This window comes from Shinella sp. GW835-FHT14H05, assembly GCF_058793575.1.
Map to the genome: position 1 here is coordinate 247,731 of NZ_JBXAFY010000001.1, position 17,254 is coordinate 264,984.

16 protein-coding genes are annotated in these 17,254 nt (G+C 65.4%); 5 read left to right on the top strand and 11 right to left on the bottom strand.

Going from position 1 to position 17,254, the window contains the following annotated elements:
* Positions 1-47: 47 nt before the first annotated feature.
* Positions 48-1,100, top strand: a complete 1,053-nt coding sequence (locus AC1Q6Z_RS01205) for a LacI family transcriptional regulator (RefSeq protein ID WP_492646467.1) — start codon at positions 48-50, stop codon at positions 1,098-1,100.
* A gap of 47 nt (positions 1,101-1,147) precedes the next feature.
* Here AC1Q6Z_RS01205 and AC1Q6Z_RS01210 read toward each other — a convergent pair whose 3' ends face one another.
* The 5 genes from AC1Q6Z_RS01210 to AC1Q6Z_RS01230 are packed head-to-tail and all read right to left on the bottom strand — an operon-like array spanning position 1,148 to position 7,088.
* The gene (locus tag AC1Q6Z_RS01210) at positions 1,148-2,653 is read right to left on the bottom strand and encodes an aldehyde dehydrogenase family protein (RefSeq protein ID WP_492646468.1); all 1,506 of its coding nucleotides are present in this window, start codon (positions 2,651-2,653) and stop codon (positions 1,148-1,150) included.
* The gene (locus AC1Q6Z_RS01215) at positions 2,653-3,432 is read right to left on the bottom strand and encodes an enoyl-CoA hydratase/isomerase family protein (protein ID WP_492646469.1); all 780 of its coding nucleotides are present in this window, start codon (positions 3,430-3,432) and stop codon (positions 2,653-2,655) included. Before AC1Q6Z_RS01215 ends, AC1Q6Z_RS01210 begins: the two co-directional genes overlap by 1 nt.
* Positions 3,425-5,038: an acyl CoA:acetate/3-ketoacid CoA transferase gene (locus tag AC1Q6Z_RS01220; RefSeq protein ID WP_492646470.1), complete on the bottom strand. Its 1,614-nt coding sequence runs from the start codon at positions 5,036-5,038 to the stop codon at positions 3,425-3,427. The genes AC1Q6Z_RS01215 and AC1Q6Z_RS01220 overlap by 8 nt, the downstream gene beginning before the upstream one ends.
* Positions 5,039-5,043: 5 nt before the next feature.
* On the bottom strand, positions 5,044-6,045 hold the full coding sequence (locus AC1Q6Z_RS01225; RefSeq protein ID WP_492646471.1) for a Gfo/Idh/MocA family protein: 1,002 nt from the start codon (positions 6,043-6,045) through the stop codon (positions 5,044-5,046).
* Complete coding sequence (locus AC1Q6Z_RS01230) at positions 6,042-7,088, bottom strand: LacI family DNA-binding transcriptional regulator (protein ID WP_492646472.1); 1,047 nt, start codon at positions 7,086-7,088, stop codon at positions 6,042-6,044. Before AC1Q6Z_RS01230 ends, AC1Q6Z_RS01225 begins: the two co-directional genes overlap by 4 nt.
* Before the next feature lie 246 nt (positions 7,089-7,334).
* Between AC1Q6Z_RS01230 and AC1Q6Z_RS01235 the strand changes: the two genes are divergently transcribed.
* The 3 genes from AC1Q6Z_RS01235 (at position 7,335) to AC1Q6Z_RS01245 (ending at position 10,293) form a co-directional block, all read left to right on the top strand.
* Positions 7,335-8,501 carry a dihydrodipicolinate synthase family protein gene (locus AC1Q6Z_RS01235; RefSeq protein ID WP_492646473.1) on the top strand — a complete coding sequence of 389 codons (1,167 nt, stop codon included), beginning with the start codon at positions 7,335-7,337 and terminating at the stop codon, positions 8,499-8,501.
* Between the two features lie 94 nt (positions 8,502-8,595).
* On the top strand, positions 8,596-9,285 hold the full coding sequence (gene ung, locus AC1Q6Z_RS01240; RefSeq protein WP_492646474.1) for a uracil-DNA glycosylase: 690 nt from the start codon (positions 8,596-8,598) through the stop codon (positions 9,283-9,285).
* 33 nt (positions 9,286-9,318) lie between these two features.
* The gene (locus tag AC1Q6Z_RS01245; protein ID WP_492646475.1) at positions 9,319-10,293 is read left to right on the top strand and encodes a squalene cyclase; all 975 of its coding nucleotides are present in this window, start codon (positions 9,319-9,321) and stop codon (positions 10,291-10,293) included.
* 22 nt (positions 10,294-10,315) lie between these two features.
* Here the strand turns inward: AC1Q6Z_RS01245 and AC1Q6Z_RS01250 are convergent, their stop codons facing one another.
* From AC1Q6Z_RS01250 to AC1Q6Z_RS01275, 6 genes are all read right to left on the bottom strand, one after another.
* On the bottom strand, positions 10,316-11,266 hold the full coding sequence (locus AC1Q6Z_RS01250) for a nucleoside hydrolase (RefSeq protein WP_492646476.1): 951 nt from the start codon (positions 11,264-11,266) through the stop codon (positions 10,316-10,318).
* 40 nt (positions 11,267-11,306) lie between these two features.
* The gene (locus tag AC1Q6Z_RS01255) at positions 11,307-12,542 is read right to left on the bottom strand and encodes an NAD(P)/FAD-dependent oxidoreductase (protein ID WP_492646477.1); all 1,236 of its coding nucleotides are present in this window, start codon (positions 12,540-12,542) and stop codon (positions 11,307-11,309) included.
* Positions 12,543-12,660: 118 nt separating this feature from the next.
* Positions 12,661-13,503 (bottom strand): metal ABC transporter permease, encoded by an 843-nt coding sequence (locus AC1Q6Z_RS01260; RefSeq protein WP_435266362.1) that lies wholly within the window; start codon positions 13,501-13,503, stop codon positions 12,661-12,663.
* Positions 13,500-14,372 (bottom strand): metal ABC transporter permease, encoded by an 873-nt coding sequence (locus AC1Q6Z_RS01265; RefSeq protein ID WP_492646478.1) that lies wholly within the window; start codon positions 14,370-14,372, stop codon positions 13,500-13,502. The genes AC1Q6Z_RS01260 and AC1Q6Z_RS01265 overlap by 4 nt, the downstream gene beginning before the upstream one ends.
* Complete coding sequence (locus AC1Q6Z_RS01270; protein ID WP_492646479.1) at positions 14,369-15,238, bottom strand: manganese/iron ABC transporter ATP-binding protein; 870 nt, start codon at positions 15,236-15,238, stop codon at positions 14,369-14,371. The genes AC1Q6Z_RS01265 and AC1Q6Z_RS01270 overlap by 4 nt, the downstream gene beginning before the upstream one ends.
* On the bottom strand, positions 15,235-16,125 hold the full coding sequence (locus AC1Q6Z_RS01275; RefSeq protein ID WP_492646480.1) for a metal ABC transporter substrate-binding protein: 891 nt from the start codon (positions 16,123-16,125) through the stop codon (positions 15,235-15,237). The genes AC1Q6Z_RS01270 and AC1Q6Z_RS01275 overlap by 4 nt, the downstream gene beginning before the upstream one ends.
* A gap of 210 nt (positions 16,126-16,335) precedes the next feature.
* On the opposite strand from AC1Q6Z_RS01275, the gene AC1Q6Z_RS01280 reads away from it, so the two are divergent.
* Complete coding sequence (locus AC1Q6Z_RS01280; RefSeq protein WP_492646481.1) at positions 16,336-17,052, top strand: hypothetical protein; 717 nt, start codon at positions 16,336-16,338, stop codon at positions 17,050-17,052.
* Positions 17,053-17,254 lie beyond the last annotated feature (202 nt).

Genomic DNA, 17,254 nt, shown 5'->3' on the forward strand with positions numbered 1-17,254 from the left:
CGGTATGGTGCCGCCGATCGACGTCCGCCATCCAAAGAAACGCACCCGTGTCCCGCATCGAAAAGCCCGCCGACAGTGAACCCGCCCGCAGCCCGCCCCGAGCCGGCAAGCCGACGCTGAAGACCATTGCCGAACTGACGGGCCTTGCGATCACCACGGTCTCCCGCGCACTCGGCAATGCGCCGCAGATTTCGGAAAACACCCGCCGGCGCGTGCACGAGGTGGCCGCCGAGATCGGCTACCTGCCGGACCGCGCCGCCCAGCGCCTGAAGACCGGCCGTACCAATGTCATTTCCGTGTTGCTCGACCCTCACGAGGAAATTCTGGGCTTCGGCACGTCCATCATGCATGGCCTGGCGCGCGCGCTCCAGGCGACGCCCTACCATCTCATCGTCACGCCGAATTTTCTCGACGGCAGCAATGTCGATGCGGTCAACTACATCATCCGCAACGGCATGGCCGATGGCCTGATCTTTTCGCGCACCGAGCCCTTCGATCCGCGCGTGCGGCTGCTGCTCGAAAACGGCTTTCCCTTCGTCACGCATGGCCGTACGGAGTTCTCCACCCCGCATGCCTTCGTCGACTACGACAATTTCGCCTTCGCCTACGAGGCCGCCAAGCGGCTGATCGTCAAGGGTCGGCGCAAGGTCACGATCATCCTGCCGCCGAAACGCCTCACCTTCTACCAGCACATGCTGCACGGCTTCATGACCGCGGTGCGCGAGGCGGGCATCGCCTACGAAATCCCCGAGGCGCTCGATCTCGACAGCCCCGCCGACATGATCCGCGACTATGTGCGCCGTCGCAGCGCCGAGCCCGATGCGCCGGATGGCTTCGCCTGTCCCGGCGAAGTCTCGGCGCTCGCCACCATCACCGGCATGAGCGACCAGGGTTTTACGCTGGGCACGGAATACGACATCGTCGCCAAGCAGACCTCGCTGCTGCTTAGCCAGATCCAGCCCAAGGTCGAGACGATCTACGAGGACCTGAAGGCGGCCGGCGAGGCTATGGGACAACTGCTCCTGCAGCGCATCGGCGGCGAGCCGGTCGAGGACCTGACGATCCTGCAGGACCCGCAATTCAGCTTCCCGACGCCCTGAGCGGGCGGCGGAGCCGATCCCTGCCTTGGTTGTCGGGAAGGGTTTGCTCATCGCGGCATCCACCAGCCGGTGCGCGCACCCATATGCATGTTGAGCGTCTTGGTCTCGGTATAGTCCTCCACGGCATGGCGGCCAAGTTCGCGGCCGAGGCCGGACTGGCGGTAGCCGCCGAAGGGGAGTTCCGAAGCGCCGTCCATGAAGGTGTTCATCCAGACCGTGCCGGCGCGCACCTTGCGGCCGATCGTCAGGCACGTATCGAAATCGCGGCTCCAGACCCCGGCCGACAGGCCGTAGTCGATGGCGTTTGCGATGCGGATCGCCTCTTCCGTCGTCTCGAAGGTCAGCACCGAGAGAACCGGGCCAAAAACTTCTTCGCGGGCGACCGTCATCTCGGGCAATACGCCGGAGAGGATGGTCGGCGCCATGAATTGGCCGAGGCCGAGATCGAGCGCGCCGCCGCCGAGAGCGACCGAAGCGCCGGCCTTGGTCGCGCCGTCCACATAGGAGCCGATCTTTTCGAGATGCTGCGGCGTGATGATCGCGCCGACCTGGGTGGTCGGATCGAGCGGATCGCCGACCTTCACCTTTTTCGCCAGCTCCGCGATGCGCGCGGTGACGTCGGCGGCAATCGACTTGTGCAGGATCAGCCGCGAACCGGCATTGCAGCATTCGCCGGCATTGAAATAGGCGCCGAAGACGGCGGCGTCGATGAACTCGTCAAGGTTCGCATCGGGGAAGACGATCTGCGGGTTCTTGCCGCCGAGTTCCAGCGAGACCTTCTTCAGCGTCTGAGCTGCATTAGCCATGGTCAGGCGACCGACGCCGGTGGAGCCGGTGAAGGAGACCATGTCGACATCCGGATGCGTCGTCATCGGCGCGCCGACCTCGGGGCCGGTGCCGGTGAGGATGTTGACGACACCGGCCGGAACGCCGGCTTCGATGAGGATCTCGCCGAGGACCAACGTCGAGCCGGAGGTGAGTTCCGACGGCTTGACGACCGTCGTGCAGCCGGCGGCGAGCGCGAAGGGCAGCTTCTGGCTGACGATCAGGAAGGGGAAGTTCCAGGGCGTGATGATGGAGACGACGCCGATCGCCTCGCGCAGCACGACGCCGAGCGTGCCCTGGCCGAGCGTGTTGTAGCTTTCGCCATGCAGGTCGCGGGCGAGGGCTGCGGCATAGCGCCAGATATCGGCGGCACCGCCGAGTTCGCCTTTGGCCTGGCTGATCGGCTTGCCGCTCTCGATGCAGTCGAGGAAGGCGAGTTCGTCGGCGCGTGCGGCGATGAGGTCGGCGGCCTTGAGCAGGATGTTGGAGCGCTCGGCGCCCGTCATGTTCGGCCACGGACCCTCGTCGAAGGCTTTGCGGGCTGCCGCGATGGCGCGCTCCGCATCGGCCTTGGTGCCGGCCGGATAGCGGCTGACCACGATGCCATGGCCGGGGGCGACGCGCTCAAGTGCCGGGCCGGCACCTTCCGTCCAGACGCCGTCGATCAGCATGCGGAAATCGCGTGCCTGGAAATTGTCGAGCGCCTTGGGTTTCACATGCGCGGTCATTACCATTCTCCCTTGAACTCTGCGGGGCGTTTCCCGGTGAAGGCGGCGACGCCTTCCTTCAGGTCCCCGGTCTTGGCGACGAGGATCGAGCCCAGGGCCTCCACCGCCGCACCATTGTCTTCATTGTTCGCCACCGCGATCATCAGCTTGGACACTTCCGTCGCCGCCGGCCCGCGCGCCGCGATGCGCGCCGCATAGGCCTTCGCCGCTTCGACGGCCGTTCCAGTGTCCACCACCTGATCGACGATGCCGAGCGTTGCGGCTTCCGCCGCCGTCAGCACTTCGCCGCCGAGCAGCATGCGCCGCACGGCCTGAGCGCCAAAACGCTTGACGAGGCGCTGCGTGCCGGACCAGCCGGGCACCATGCCGAGGCCGGCTTCCGGCAGGCCGATCTTCACCTGCGTTTCGGCGATGCGGATATCGGCGGCGGCCGCCAGTTCCAGCCCACCGCCCAGCGCATGGCCGTTGACGGCGGCGATCAGCGGCATGCGCAGCGTCGCCAGCCGCTCGAAGACGCGGTGGCCGAAGCGCACCCAGGCGTGGCCGAATTCGTTGGCCTCCATGCCGCCCCAGGCGCGGATATCGCCGCCGGCGGAAAAGGCCTTGCCCTCGCCGGTGAGGATCGCGACCCGCACCGCGGCATTCGCCTCGACGTCGTCGCAGGCGGCCGACAATTCCTTCAGCATGTCGATGTCGAAGGCGTTCAGCTTTTCCGGCCGCGCGATGGTGATCGTCGCGATGGCGCCGTCGATGGAGATGCGGATGCGCGGCTCAGCCATGGTGCGCTCCTGCCAGCTCGCGCGGGGCCTTCTGCGGCAGCGTCAGGCCGATCGGCGCATCGGTAAAGAGTGCTGCGTCCATCACCTTCAGGTCCGGCGAAACGATCAGCGCAAATTCCGACTGGTCGAGGATATGCGCCTGGAGATCGACGCCCGGCGCGATCTCGGTGAGCACGACGCCCTCGGGCGTCAGCTTCAGCACGCAGCGCTCGGTGACGTAGGTGATGTCCTGCCCCTGCGCGACGCCGCGCGGGCCGGAGAAGGTGACATGCTCCACGGCATTGACCAGCTTTTTGAGCTTGCCTTCCTTCTCGATAACGAGCTTGCCTCCCTCGACGGCGAGTTTTGCGCCGGCATTGAACATGCCGGAGAAAACGATCTTCTTCGCCCGCGCCGTGATGTCGACGAAGCCGCCGGCACCCGCCGTCACATGCGGTCGGAACGACAGTTTCGAGACGTTGACCGACCCGTCCTTGCCGATTTCCAGGAAGGAGAGCAGCGAGGCATCGAAGCCCGCACCCTGGAAATAGGTGAACTGGTAGGGCGAGGGCATGAAGGCATCGGCATTGGAGGCGCAACCGAAGGCGAAATCGAGCAGCGGCACGCCGCCGACGGCGCCCTGTTCGATAACCCAGGTGACCGCGCCATGCAGGCCTTCTTCCAGCAGGATGCGCGGAACGTTGGCGGAAATGCCGAAGCCGAGATTGACGGCGCTGCCGGCCTCCAACTCCTGCGCCACGCGGCGGGCGATGACCTTCTGGATGTTGAATTCCGGCACGCGGAATGTGTCGAGCGGCCTGAAAATCTCGCCGGAAATGGCGGGGTCGTACAGCGTCTGCGTCGTCTGCTTCTGGTCCGGATCGACGATGACGTAGTCGACCACCACGCCCGGCACGCGCACGTCATGCGGCTTCAGCGAGCCTTCCTTGACGATGCGCTTGACCTGCGCAATGACGATGCCGCCATTGTTGCGGGCTGCGAGCGCCTGGTCGAGCCCGCCGAGATAGGCGCCCTCGTGTTCATAGGTCAGGTTGCCGCGTTCGTCCGCCGTGGTGGCGCGGATGATCGCCACCTGCGGCGCGATCGCCTTGAAATAGAGCCATTCCTCACCGGCGAATGTGATCTTTTCCACCACCGGTTCGCGTGCGGCCGAAGCGTTCATCGCGCAGCCCTCGCGACGCGGATCGACGAAGGTTTCGAGGCCGACCTTGGTGATGACGCCGGGGCGTTTTGCGGCGGCCTCGCGGTGCATGTCGAAGAGGATGCCCGAGGGAATGTTGTAGGCGGCGACCTCGTCGCTGCCGATCATCTGCCAGATCAGCGGCGGTTCGGAAGAGGAGGGGCCAGATGGGTAGGAGCCGCCGACGATCTTCTTCAAAAGACCCTTTTTCGCGATGTAATCGACACCCTTGATGCCGCTCATGTCGCCGGCGGCGATCGGGTGCAGCGTCGTCAGGTTCTGCGGGCTGCCGGTCTCGTCGAAACGCTCGCCGATTGCCTTCAGCATCAGGTCCGGGCAGCCGAGACCGGAGGAGGAGGAGACCGAAACGACGGCGCCGTCCGGGATCAGGTCCGCGGCCTGGCGCGGAGTGATATGCTTGCTCATAGGACTTAAATTCCGGGTTCGATGCGGACCGCCTGGCCCGTGCGCGCCGCCTCGACGACGGCAAGCCCCGCCGCCAGCGACCAGACGCCATCCTCGCCGGTGGCGGACGGTTTGCCTTCGCCCTTGATGGCGGCATGGAAGGCTGCAAGGGCGGTTTCGTAGAGATTGCGGTGGTCGAGGGGCAATTCCTGCTCGCCGTTCGCGTCGCGCAACGTCACGGTGCCGGCGGCGCGCTGCGTCATGACGTTGCGACCGATCAGCGAGCCGTCCGTGCCATGCACTTCCAGGCCGGTTTCGGCGAATTTGGTGGTGAAACCATCGTGGAACTGGGCGATCACGCCGTTCCGGAAGCGCAGCACGCCCATCACGGCATCCTCCAGCCCGGCCTTCCCCATGCCGCCGGCCTGCGCGAAGGCGATCGCTTCCGCCGGATCGTCGTCGAGCACGAAGCGCAGCGTGTCGGTGTCGTGCACCGTGATATCGAGGATGACGCCGCCGCCGGCTTCCGGGCGATCGAGCCGCCAGCCCTGCAGGTGGGGCGGCAGGTAAACGGCGTGGAAGACGCGGGCGGAGAGCGGCGTGCCGATGCGGCCGGCCTTGATCGCCTCGCGCATCGCCCCGTGCGTCGCGGCATTGCGCAGGTGGTGGTTGGTCGCCATCACGACGCCGGCGTCTTTGGCGGCCTGGATCATCGCCCGGGCATCATCGAGCGACATGGCGAGCGGCTTTTCGCAGAGGATGTGTTTGCCCGCCTTGGCCGCGGCCAGCGCCTGGTCGCGGTGCAGTTCATTGGTCGTCGAGATGTAGACGGCGTCGATGCCGGGATCGTCGGCGATTTCGGCGAGCGTCGTCACCGATTTCGCGATGCCCTGCTCGGCGGCATAGGCCTTGCCGCGCTCGGCGTTCGTGCTCATCACGGAGACGATTTCGCCGCCCGTCGCGCGGATCGCGCCGATCACCCATTCCTTGGCGATCGTGCTCGCCCCGATCAAACCCCATCGTGTCATGCCGAAATCCTCCTCGTCTTGTCCTTCAGCCCGGCGCCGCAGCTCTGGCGCACCACAAGGCGCACGGAGCTGACGATCGCCTCGGGCTCCACCCGGCCTGCATTGACCTGTTTCAAAAGCATCTGTGCCGCGCGCCGGCCCATGCCCTGCGGATCGACGGACACCGTCGTCAGCGCCGGCACGGCGGTCTCGGCCTCGATCACGTCGTCGAAGCCGACCACGCCGAAATCGCGGCCGGGCTCCTTGCCGGCGGTGCGCAGGCCGTCGCAGACGCCGAAGGCGGCCGCGTCGTTGAAGCAGAGGGCGGCCGTCGGCGGCTCGGGCAGCGAGAGCGCGCGCTCGACGGCGGCGACCCCGCCGGCACGCGATGCCGTCGAGCCGATGACGCAGCTGTCGGGCGCGCCGAGGCCGGCTTCCGCCAGCGCATCGCGCCAGCCCTGCACACGCTCGGCAAAGACCGTGGTGTTGGCGATGCCGCCCAGGAAGGCGATGCGGCGATGGCCGAGGTCGATCAGGTGGCGCACGGCATCCTTTGCGCCCGCATAATTGTCGGAAAACAGCGTCGAGACCTTGGCGCCGACCACGTTGCGCACCACGGCGACCACCGGGATGCCGCTTGCGGCGAGCGGCTTCAGGTCGGACGCCTCCGTACCGCGGGCGGGAGATATGATGAGGCCGGCAATACCGTGTTCGCGCATCGAGGCGATGACTTCGCGCTGGCGATCGACGCTTTCGGCGGAGTTCGACAGGAACTGCACGTAGCCGGCCGACTGCATGACCATGTCCATGCCCACCGCGAGCTCGGCGAAGAAGGAGTTGGTGAGGTCGTTGACGATGATGCCGATGATGCGCGAGGAGGCGGATTGACGGAGGTTTGCCGCGCCGCGATTGTAGACATAACCGAGTTCGCGGATGGTGGCGTTAACTTTGGCGCGCGTCGTCTCGTTGACGAGGGGGCTCGACTGGAGGACGAGCGAGACGGTCGATTTCGACACGCCGGCGGCGCGCGCTATATCGACCACGGTCACCCGGCTCTTGTTCACGGTCATTCCTCCCAATGCGCGGCGTCTTTCGCCTGCTTGTTGATGTCAAGTAATTGGATCGTTCCAAATTTGTCAAGAGGTTTTTGTGACTCAAGGCCGAGGATGACGACGGAGGGTTGGGGCGGTGGCTTCCCGCATAACTTCGGTTGCTGCGCGCATGCCGGTCGGGGTAGCGTGTTTTCAAAAATCAACTTGAAATTTGGAACGATCTAAATTATTGCCCTGGAAAACCCTCGGGAGGATTTCATGTCGATCAGCCTTACCCTGCCGCAGACGGACGGTGGCCTTGCCCGTTACGATCTCGTCGGCACGCCGCTTGCCCGGCCGTCCGCGGTGCCGCGCTTCAACCGTATCGCCTATGCGGCGGCCCATGTGGTCTCGGACCCGCGTCGCGACACACGGCCGTGGGAGGCGCCGGCGGTGGACTGGGACGCGACGCTGGCCTTCCGGCATCATCTCTGGTCGCTCGGCTTCCGCATCGCCGAGGCGATGGATACGGCGCAGCGCGGCATGGGGCTCGATTGGGCGGGCGCGCAGGAGCTGATCAGCCGTTCGCTCGCCGAGGCGCGCACGGTGCCCGGCGCCGATCTCGCCTGCGGTGCCGGCACGGACCATCTCAACCCGGCCGATGCCCGCTCGCTGGACGATGTGATCCGGGCCTACGAGGAGCAGGTCGGCTTCGTCGAAAAACATGGCGGCCGGGCGATCATGATGGCGAGCCGCGCGCTTGCCCGCCTTGCCAAGTCGCCGGACGATTACCGCAAGGTCTACGGCCATATCCTCGGCCAGGCGAAGGACAAGGTCGTGCTGCACTGGCTCGGCGACATGTTCGATCCGCAGTTGAAGGGTTATTGGGGTTCTGAGGCTTTCGAGCCGGCGCTTGATGCGGTGCTCTCGATCATCGAGGAGAACCGCGACAAGGTCGAAGGCATCAAGATTTCGCTGCTCGAAAACGCCAAGGAAGTCGCGCTGCGCGACCGGCTGCCGGAGGGCGTGCTGTGCTTTACCGGGGACGATTTCAACTATGCCGAACTGATCGAGGGCGATGGCCGCAAATACAGCCATGCGCTGCTCGGCATTTTCGATGCGGTGGCGCCGCAGGCCTCCAAGGCGCTCGCTTCGCTTGCCGCCGGCGATGTCGAGACGTTCCGCGCCGTCATCGAGCCGACGGTGCCGCTGTCACGCAAGATTTTCGAGGCGCCGACGCAATATTACAAGGCGGGCGTCGTGTTCCTTGCCTGGCTGAACGGTCACCAGGACCATTTCACCATGCCGGCCGGCATGCAGTCCGCTCGCGGTGTCACGCATTATGCAGACGTCTTCCGCCTTGCCGACCAGGCGAATGTGCTCGACAAGCCGGAACTGGCGGCCGCGCGCATGAAAAGCCTGATGACGGTGCTGGGCGTCGCCTGAGATTAGCTGTGGATGACCGGCCCTTTGGCCGGTGCTCCCGGCCATCCGGCGTTAAACTCCGCTTCCTTTCGCAAGTGCTGGACGGGAGCGGACGATGACGGATGTGAAGATCGGCGAGAGCTGGAAGGCGCCGCTTTCGGCGGAATTCTCCAGCCCCTACATGGCCGACCTCAAGAAATTCCTGCTGGAGCAGAAGCAGGAGGGGCGGCGCATCTTCCCGAAGGGTGCCGAGTATTTTCGCGCGCTCGACCTGACGCCGCTCGATGAGGTGCGCGTCGTCATCCTCGGGCAGGACCCCTATCACGGGGAGGGGCAGGCGCATGGCCTGTGTTTCTCCGTGCAGCCGGGTGTGCGCATCCCGCCGTCGCTGGTCAATATCTACAAGGAGATGCAGACGGACCTTGGCATTGCGCCGGTGCGCCATGGCTTTCTGGCGCATTGGGCCAAGCAGGGCGTGCTGTTGCTCAACAGTGTCCTGACGGTGGAGATGGGCCGCGCGGCCTCGCATCAGGGCCGCGGCTGGGAGCGGTTTACCGATGCCGTCATCCGCGCCGTCAATGAGCAGGAAAAGCCCGTCGTCTTCATTCTCTGGGGCTCCTATGCCCAGAAGAAGGCGGCCTTCGTCGATCGCAGCCGCCATCTCGTGCTGCGCTCCGCCCATCCGTCGCCGCTCTCGGCGCATAACGGGTTTCTGGGCTCTAGGCCGTTTTCGCAGGCGAATGCGTTCCTCGAAGAACACGGCCGCAAGCCGATCGATTGGCAGCTTCCCGCGACACCGGAATAGAAATTGACATGCGGGGCTGCTAGACTTTGCCCCATGGCTCCCTCCGGCTCGGTCATCGACTGGCTTCTCGCTTCGGATCCCGCGATCCGCTGGCAGGTGCTGCGCGATCTCCTGGATGCGCCGGAAGCGGCGTGGCAGGCCGAGCGCGCCAAGGTGGAAACCGAGGGCTGGGGCGCGGAACTTCTCTCCCATCAGGATGCGGACGGGCAATGGGCCGGCGGCGCCTTCATGCCGGCGGATTATACGGAAGAGAATTGGCGCGAGCTCGGCCAGGCCTGGACCGCCACCTGTTTTTCGCTCCAGCAGCTCTACGATTTCGGTCTCGACCCCGCCTCAGACCGCGCGCGGCGTACGGTGGACCTCATCGGCCGGAATTCCCGCTGGGATCATGATGGCCAGCCGTACTGGGACGGCGAGGTGGAGGAATGCATCAACGGGCGCACGGTGATCGCCGGGACCTATTTCGGCGTCGATGTTTCGCCGATCGTCAAGCGCCTGCTCGGCGAACGGCAGGCCGATGGCGGCTGGAACTGCGAGCGTTGCAACGGCTCGCACCGCTCGTCCTATCACTCGACGATCAATGTGCTGGAAGGTCTTCTGGCTTATGAGCAGGCGGTGGGCGCCACGGCTGAAACACGCGCGGCACGAGCGGCGGGTGAGGAATATCTGCTGGAACGCGGCCTGTTTCGCCGCCTGAGCACCGGCGCGCCGGCCGATGAGCGCTACCTGAAATTCCTGCACCCGAACCGCTGGCGCTACGATGTCTTGCGCGGCCTCGAATATTTTCGTGCTGCCTCTCTTGCGACCGGCGCGGCGCCCGATCCCCGCCTCGGCGAAGCGATAGACCATCTGCGCGCTCGCCAATCGCAGGACGGCACCTGGCCGCTCGACTGGCAGCTCAAGGGGCCGGTCTGGTTCGAGATGGAGGCGGTGGGAGAACCCTCGCGCTGGGTCACGCTTCGGGCCTTGCGCGTCCTCAAATGGTGGGAGGAATACGCCGGCCGGTGACGGGCACCGGCCGGCGGGCTTCTTAGCGAACGAGCGTTTCGTCGAGCAGCGCCATCACCTTTTCCGCATCGATGCCGATGCAGGCGTGCTGGCTTGGCAGGTCGTCCCAGTTGCCGGGCGGGAAGCTGCGGCTGTCTGGCTTCTGGATCGTCTGGCCATCGGCGATGCCGCCGGCGACGACGCGGATCGCGCCCGAGCGGGTGGTGAAGAGGTCGGGGGCCAAGAGATAGATGCAGGCGCAGCTGTCATGCACCACCATGCCCTCATCCTTCACATGCTGGCCGTAGAAATCGATGTAGAACTGCGAGATGTCGGAGAGCAGCTTCAGGTGCTTGCCGTTCTGCGCGGTCAGTTCGGCGAGGCGCTTGCGCGTCATCACCGTCTTCATCGTCACGTCGAGGCCGACGACGACCACCTTCCACGGCGCCATCATCACCGCATCGGCGGCTTCCGGGTCGCCATGGATGTTGGCCTCGGCGGCGGGCGTGATGTTGCCGGGCACATCGAAGGCGCCGCCCATGATGATGACCTCTTTGACGAGGCCTGCAATCGCCGGGTCTTCCTTTAGCGCATAGGCGAGGTTCGACATGCGGCCGACGGCGATCAGCGTCACCTCGCCGGGATTTGCCCGCACGGTCTCGATGATGAAGCGGGACGCCGAACGCGGGTCGAGCGGCAGGTCTATCGTTTCCGGCACGTCGATATTGCCGAGCCCGTCATGGCCGTGGATCATCACTGGCCAGTCGATCGGGTTGCGCATCGGGTTGTAGGTCTTGCCGTCACCCTTGGCGACCGGCGCCGCGATACCCCATTCGCGCTTCAGGAACAGCGCGTTGCGCGTCGTCGTCTCGATCGAGGCATTGCCGAAGACGGTGGTAATGCCGATCAGGTCGATCTCCGGGTGATTGTGCAGGAACAGCAACGCCATCGCGTCGTCGACGCCGGGATCCGTATCGAAAATAACCTTATGCATGGTCGGTCTCTTGTTTGTTGTTGTTATGGAGATCGCGCGCTTACTGGAAACGGGCGATGGAGAAGGGGGCGAGCGCCGCGTCGCCTTCGCCCGCCAACAGCCGTGCGACATGGCGGCCGGTCGTTGCCGACAGCGTCAGGCCGAGATGGCCGTGGCCGAAGGCAAAGGCGATGCGCGGGTCGCCGGGATGCAGGCTGATGACAGGCAGCGTGTCCGGCGTCGAGGGACGGCGGCCCATCCACTCCGTGCCGCCCTCTTCCTGGAGATCCGGCACGTAGCGGCGCATTTTCTTGCGCATGGCGGCGGCGCGCTTGTAGTTGGCGGGGGCTTCCGGCGAGGCGAGCTCCACCGCGCCGCCGATGCGCAGCGCATTCTCGAAGGGGGTGGCGACGAAGCCGTGCTCGGAGAAGAAGACCGGCATTTCCAGCGTGGTCGAAGGGTTCATGAAGGTGGTGTTGTAGCCGCGCTCGGTTTCGAGCAGCACCGTCAGGCCGAGATCGGCGACGAAGCGGCGCGACCAGACGCCGGCGGTGATGGCGAGGCGATCGAAGGTGAATTCCCGTCCGCCTTCCGTGCGCACGATGACGCCATTTTCCGCGCGCGCAACCGAAGACACGGTGGCATCGAGCAGCGTCGCCCGCTCGCGCAGCACCGCCTGGAGGCGGCGTAGGAAGGTCAGCGGATAGTCGAAGGTCTTGTAGCCGTCGCTGAAGATTGCGCCCGCGAAGGCGCCCTGCAAGGCCGGCACGCGGCGGCGAGCCTCTTCAGTCGTCAGCTTCTCGACATTGCAGCCGATCAGCCGGGCATTTTCCGCCTCATGGGCGAAGGTCTTGTCGCGGGCAGCCGTGCTGTCGAAGACGGTGAGCGCGCCGGTGTCGCGCAGATGGCCGCTGATGTCGGCCAGGGTGCCGAGGCGGACATGATCGGCCTCCGCGGTCTTCATGAGGGACAGCATGGCGGCGCGGCTGGCGGCGACCTTGTCCGCGCTTGCCGAAAGCAGGAAGCGGATGAGCCAGGGGGCGAGTGCCGGCAGGTCCTGCCAGCGCACGGTGAGCGGCCCCTGCGGGTCGAGCAGCCATTTCGGCACAGACAGCAGCATGCCGGGCCGGGCGAGCGGATCGATTTCCGGTACGGCCAGGATGCCCGCATTGCCGACGGAAGCCGGCAGGCCGCCGGCGTCCCGCTCCAGGATGGTGACGCTGTGGCCCTGTTCCAGCAGATTGAGCGCTGTGGCGCAGCCCATGAGGCCGCTGCCGACGATACCGATATGCGCCATGCCGTCCCGTGCTTGTTCTATCTTTCGTTGCGACCGGCCGCGAAGCACCGCCTGTCGATCGCGCGGGACGATAGACGTAAACCGGACGTCTGTCGACAGACCCGCCGCCCGCGCCGGATCAGGCCTCCTGCGCGGGCTTGCGGCTTTGCAGCACGTTCCAGAGGAAGGCGAAGACGAAGAGGATGGTCATCAAAAGCACGATGGTCGGGGCCGGCGCGCTGTCGATGATGAAGCTCAGCCAGATGCCGAAGAAGGTGGCGCCAAGCGCAACGCTGACCGCGACCATCAGCATGCTCGGGAAGCGGCGGGTGACGAGCGCGGCGATGGCGCCCGGTGCCACCAGCATGGCGATGGCCAGGATGATGCCGACCGCCTTCAGCGCGCCGACGACGACGAGCGACAGCACGGCGAGCAGGCCGTAATGCAGCAGGTTGACGGGAAGGCCGATGGCGGAGGCGTGCTGCCGGTCGAAGGCATGCACCAGCAGGTCCTTGCGGAAGAGCAGGATGAAGGCCGTGGATGCGGCGGCGATCGCTGCCGTCTCGACGAGATCGGACACGGCGATGCCGAGCATGTCGCCGAACAGGATATGGTCGAGGTGGATATCCGGCTGGATCTTGACGTAGAGCACCAGGCCGAGCGCGAACATGCCGGAGAAGACGATGCCGAGGATGGTGTCTTCCTTTACCCGGCTGTTGTCCTTGAGGTAACCGGCAGCGAGCGCGCAGAATAGGCCGGCGACGAAGGCGCCGGCCGCAAAGGGCAGGCCGACGACATAGGCGATGACCACGCCCGGCAGCACGGCATGGGAGACCGCGTCGCCCATCAGCGACCAGCCCTTCAGCACGAGGTAGCAGGACAGCAGCGCCATCGGCACGGCGATCATCAGCGTCACCAGGAAGGCGTTCTGCATGAAGGCGAGCTGGAAGGGCATGATCGCGAGTTCGAGCGTCTCGTTCATAGCTGGGCGCCTTCTGCGGGTTCAAGCGCCAGCCGGCCCTTGCGGCGCGCGGCGAGGAGGCCGTGTTTGGGGGCGAAGAGGAAGGCAAGCAGGAAGATCACCGTCTGCAACACGACGATGATGCCGCCCGTCGCGCCATCGAGGAAGTAGGAGATGTAGGCGCCGACGAAGCTGGTGCCGGCGCCAAGGGCGGCTGCTATGACGATGAGGCGCTGGAAGCGATCGGTCAGCAGATAGGCGGTGGCGCCGGGCGTCACCACCATGGCGATGACGAGGAAGGCTCCGACCGTCTGCATGGCGGCGACCGTGGAGGCGCTGAGCAGGGTGAAGAACAGGATTTTCAGGCCCGTCGGGTTGAGGCCGATCGAGCGGGCGTGGCTCTCGTCGAAGAAGGTGACCATCAGGTCCTTCCACTTCAAGAGCAGGATGAGCAGCGTGACGGCGCCTATGATGGCGAGCTGGATCGTATCCTCGGGGCTGACGGCGAGGATATTGCCGAGAACGATGGTCTGGATGTTCACCGGCGTCGGCGACAGCGAGACCATGAACAGGCCGAGGCCGAAGAAGGAGGAGAAGATCATGCCGATGATCGCGTCCTCCTTCAGCTTGGTCTTGCGGTTGAGGAAGAGCATAGCGGCGGCGGCGAGCCCGCCGGACAGGAAGGCACCGGCCGCGAAGGGCAGGCCCAGCATATAGGCGCCGGCAACGCCGGGCACGATCGAGTGCGAAAGCGCATCGCCGATCAGCGACCAGCCCTTCAGCATCAGATAGGCGGAGAGGAAGCCGCAGATGCAGCCGACCAGCGCGCTGACCCACATGGCATTGACCATGTAGCCGTAGCCGAAGGGTTCGAGCAGGGTGTCGATCACGGCGTCTTCTCCGTGTCGCGCTCGCCATAGATGACGAAGGGGCGCTCGTCATCGGTGATGACCTTGACCGTGCGCTTGTCCTCGTCGTCGTGCAGGTCATGGCCGCCCAGGATGAAGTGGCGCAGCACGCCGCCGAAGGCGCGCTCCAGGTTGGCTTCCGTGAAGGTTTCCTTCGTCGGGCCGGAGGCGATGACTGTGCCCTTGACGAAGACGGTGCGGTCGCAGAAATCCGGCACGCTGCCGAGATTGTGCGTGGAGACCAGCATGACGCGACCCTCATCGCGCAGCTTGCCGAGCAGCTCGACGATCTGTTCTTCCGTATTGACGTCGACGCCGGTGAAGGGTTCGTCGAGCAGGATCACCTGGCCCTCCTGCGCCAGGGCCCGGGCAAGGAAGACGCGCTTCCGCTGCCCGCCGGAGAGTTCGCCGATCTGGCGCTTGCGGAAGGCGGCCATGTTGACGCGCGCCAAGGCCTCGTCGACCAGGTCGTGATCGTGTTTGGTGGGGATGCGCAGCCAGTTCATGTGGCCGTAGCGGCCCATCATCACCACATCCTCGACCAGCACCGGGAAGGTCCAGTCGACTTCTTCCGCCTGCGGCACATAGGCGACGAGGTTCTTCTTAAGCGCTTCCTTCACGGAAAGGCCGAGGATCGTCACCTTGCCGGCGGCGACCGGCACGAAGCCCATGATCGCCTTGAAGAGCGTGGATTTTCCCGCGCCGTTGACGCCGACGAGGGCCGTGATCGTGCCCTTCGGCACGGAGAAGCTGGCATGACGCAGCGCCGTCATGCCGTTGCGATAGGTGACGGTCACGTCTTCCGCGACGATGCCGTCCACCTTCTTCGGCTTGCTGCCCATCATCATTGCGAAAGACCTTCCACGATGGTCTCGGAGGTCACGCGCAGCAGGTCGAGATAGGTGGGCACGGGGCCGTCAGCCTCGCTCAGCGAGTCGACATAGAGGACGCCGCCATAGGTGGCGCCCGTTTCGGCCGCGACCTGTTTTGCCGGGTCGGCCGAAACGGTGCTTTCGGAGAAGATGACGTGGATATCGTGCTCGCGCATCGCGTCGATCACCGCCTTCACCTGTTTCGGCGTGCCCTGCTGGTCGGCATTGATCGGCCAGAGGAAGAGTTCCTTGAGGCCGAAATCGCGGGTGAGGTAGCTGAAGGCGCCTTCGCTGGTGACGAGCCAGCGCTTGTCTTCCGGCAGCGCATCGATCTTCGCCTTCATCTCCTCGCCGAGCGCGCTGATCTTCTCGCTATAGGCCTTGGCATTGGCGTCGTAGGTCGCGGCATTGGCGGGGTCGAGGGCGACCAGCGCCTTGCGGATGTTCTCGACATAGATCAGCGCATTGGTGGGCGACATCCAGGCATGCGGGTTCGGCTTGCCCTCATAGGGGCCTTCCACGATGCTCATCGGCTCGATGCCCTCGCTGACGGTGACGTTCGGCACGTCGCCGAGATTGGCGAGGAATTTCTGGAACCAGAGCTCGAGGTTGAGGCCGTTCCACAGCACAAGCTTGGCATCCTGCGCCTTGAGGATATCGCGCGGCGTCGGCTGGTAGTTGTGGATTTCCGCGCCCGGCTTGGTGATCGATTCCACCACGGCGGCGTCGCCTGCCACGTTCGAGGCGATGTCGGCGATGATGGTGAAGGTCGTCACGACCTTCGGCTTTTCCTGGGCGATGGCGGGTGCGGCTGAGAGAAGCGGCAGGCTGAGAAGAAGGGCATGAAACGAACGGCGGAGCATAGGCTCTCCTGATCTGCTTTTGCGAATGAGTTGCATTAAACTATAGGGCGCTTTTGGCGCCTGTCAACGCAATTGCAAATCATTCGCAAAAACGTGCCGAAATCGCACGCATCGCGTTTAAACTTCCGAAACGCCCCGTGGGTAGAGTGCACGGAGTTCGCGCGCTCTCGGCGCGTCCGTGTTCTGCGTTCAAAGAGAAGTTTGTCGCCCGTGAAGCTCCTTCCGACCTCGTTCCGCTTGTCGCGGAAGCTTCTGATCATCGTCGCCGGTGTCGTCGTGCTGACGGGTGCGTCGGGTGCTGCCGCGATCTTCGTCGGGCGCGATGCGCTGCTCGGTCCGCCGGCGGAACAGGTTTCCGGCGCCGCCTGCACGACCATCACCACCGTGCGGCTCGACCGAAACGGGCAGCACTGGCTGCGCAAATATGTGCGCTCCGACGCCAAGGACGGGGCGGTTCGCATCAAGACGGCGCTGCGCGTCGCCGGCGCCGTGTCCAATCACGAGGAGGCCGATCTCTACCAGGTCATCCTGCTCGATGCGGCAGGTCCCGTGAACCGCGCCGACATGCGCGGCCGCGCCATCGGCGCCGAGGTGCTTTTCGCCCGCGACCCGTCTTCAATCCCCGGCATGACGGCGCCGTTCGTCGCGCGCTACACGGACGGCACGCCCGCCGGCAACGGCGAATTCTACGGCGAGCGCAAGGAGCTGTCGCTGGACGAGATCAAGACCATCGTCACGGCGATGGACGAGCGGGCCGACTGCGTCGATCCGAATGCGGTGGCGGAAGAAGGCGGTGGCCATGGCGAGGCGAAAGCCGAAGGCGGCCACGAAGCGCCAGCGGAAGGCCATGCTGCGGAAGGCGAGGGCGGTAGCGAGCATGCTGCGGCCGAAGAAGGCTCGCATGAGGTCGCCGCGAGCGAACACTGACGTCCGGGTTCTCGGAGCCCGTAGTGGCACCCCCCCCTCTGCCCTGCCGGGCATCTCCCCCTCAAGGGGGGAGATCGGCAAGAAGCAAGAATTTCAATTATTCCGCAGCATCAGAGATGGGCAAAAGGCTGCTCCATCCAATCTCCCCCCTTGAGGGGGAGATGCCCGGCATGGCAGAGGGGGGCCTCGCCCTCAGGGAATA

Bases quoted from the DNA above. Each gene is read 5' to 3' on its own strand.
- AC1Q6Z_RS01210 (WP_492646468.1), bottom strand. From the start codon at position 2,653: ATGACCGCGCATGTGAAACCCAAGGCGCTCGACAATTTCCAGGCACGC.
- AC1Q6Z_RS01215 (WP_492646469.1), bottom strand. From the start codon at position 3,432: ATGGCTGAGCCGCGCATCCGCATCTCCATCGACGGCGCCATCGCGACG.
- AC1Q6Z_RS01220 (WP_492646470.1), bottom strand. From the start codon at position 5,038: ATGAGCAAGCATATCACTCCGCGCCAGGCCGCGGACCTGATCCCGGAC.
- AC1Q6Z_RS01225 (WP_492646471.1), bottom strand. From the start codon at position 6,045: ATGACACGATGGGGTTTGATCGGGGCGAGCACGATCGCCAAGGAATGG.
- AC1Q6Z_RS01235 (WP_492646473.1), top strand. From the start codon at position 7,335: ATGTCGATCAGCCTTACCCTGCCGCAGACGGACGGTGGCCTTGCCCGT.
- ung (WP_492646474.1), top strand. From the start codon at position 8,596: ATGACGGATGTGAAGATCGGCGAGAGCTGGAAGGCGCCGCTTTCGGCG.
- AC1Q6Z_RS01245 (WP_492646475.1), top strand. From the start codon at position 9,319: ATGGCTCCCTCCGGCTCGGTCATCGACTGGCTTCTCGCTTCGGATCCC.
- AC1Q6Z_RS01250 (WP_492646476.1), bottom strand. From the start codon at position 11,266: ATGCATAAGGTTATTTTCGATACGGATCCCGGCGTCGACGACGCGATG.
- AC1Q6Z_RS01255 (WP_492646477.1), bottom strand. From the start codon at position 12,542: ATGGCGCATATCGGTATCGTCGGCAGCGGCCTCATGGGCTGCGCCACA.
- AC1Q6Z_RS01260 (WP_435266362.1), bottom strand. From the start codon at position 13,503: ATGAACGAGACGCTCGAACTCGCGATCATGCCCTTCCAGCTCGCCTTC.
- AC1Q6Z_RS01270 (WP_492646479.1), bottom strand. From the start codon at position 15,238: ATGATGATGGGCAGCAAGCCGAAGAAGGTGGACGGCATCGTCGCGGAA.
- AC1Q6Z_RS01275 (WP_492646480.1), bottom strand. From the start codon at position 16,125: ATGCTCCGCCGTTCGTTTCATGCCCTTCTTCTCAGCCTGCCGCTTCTC.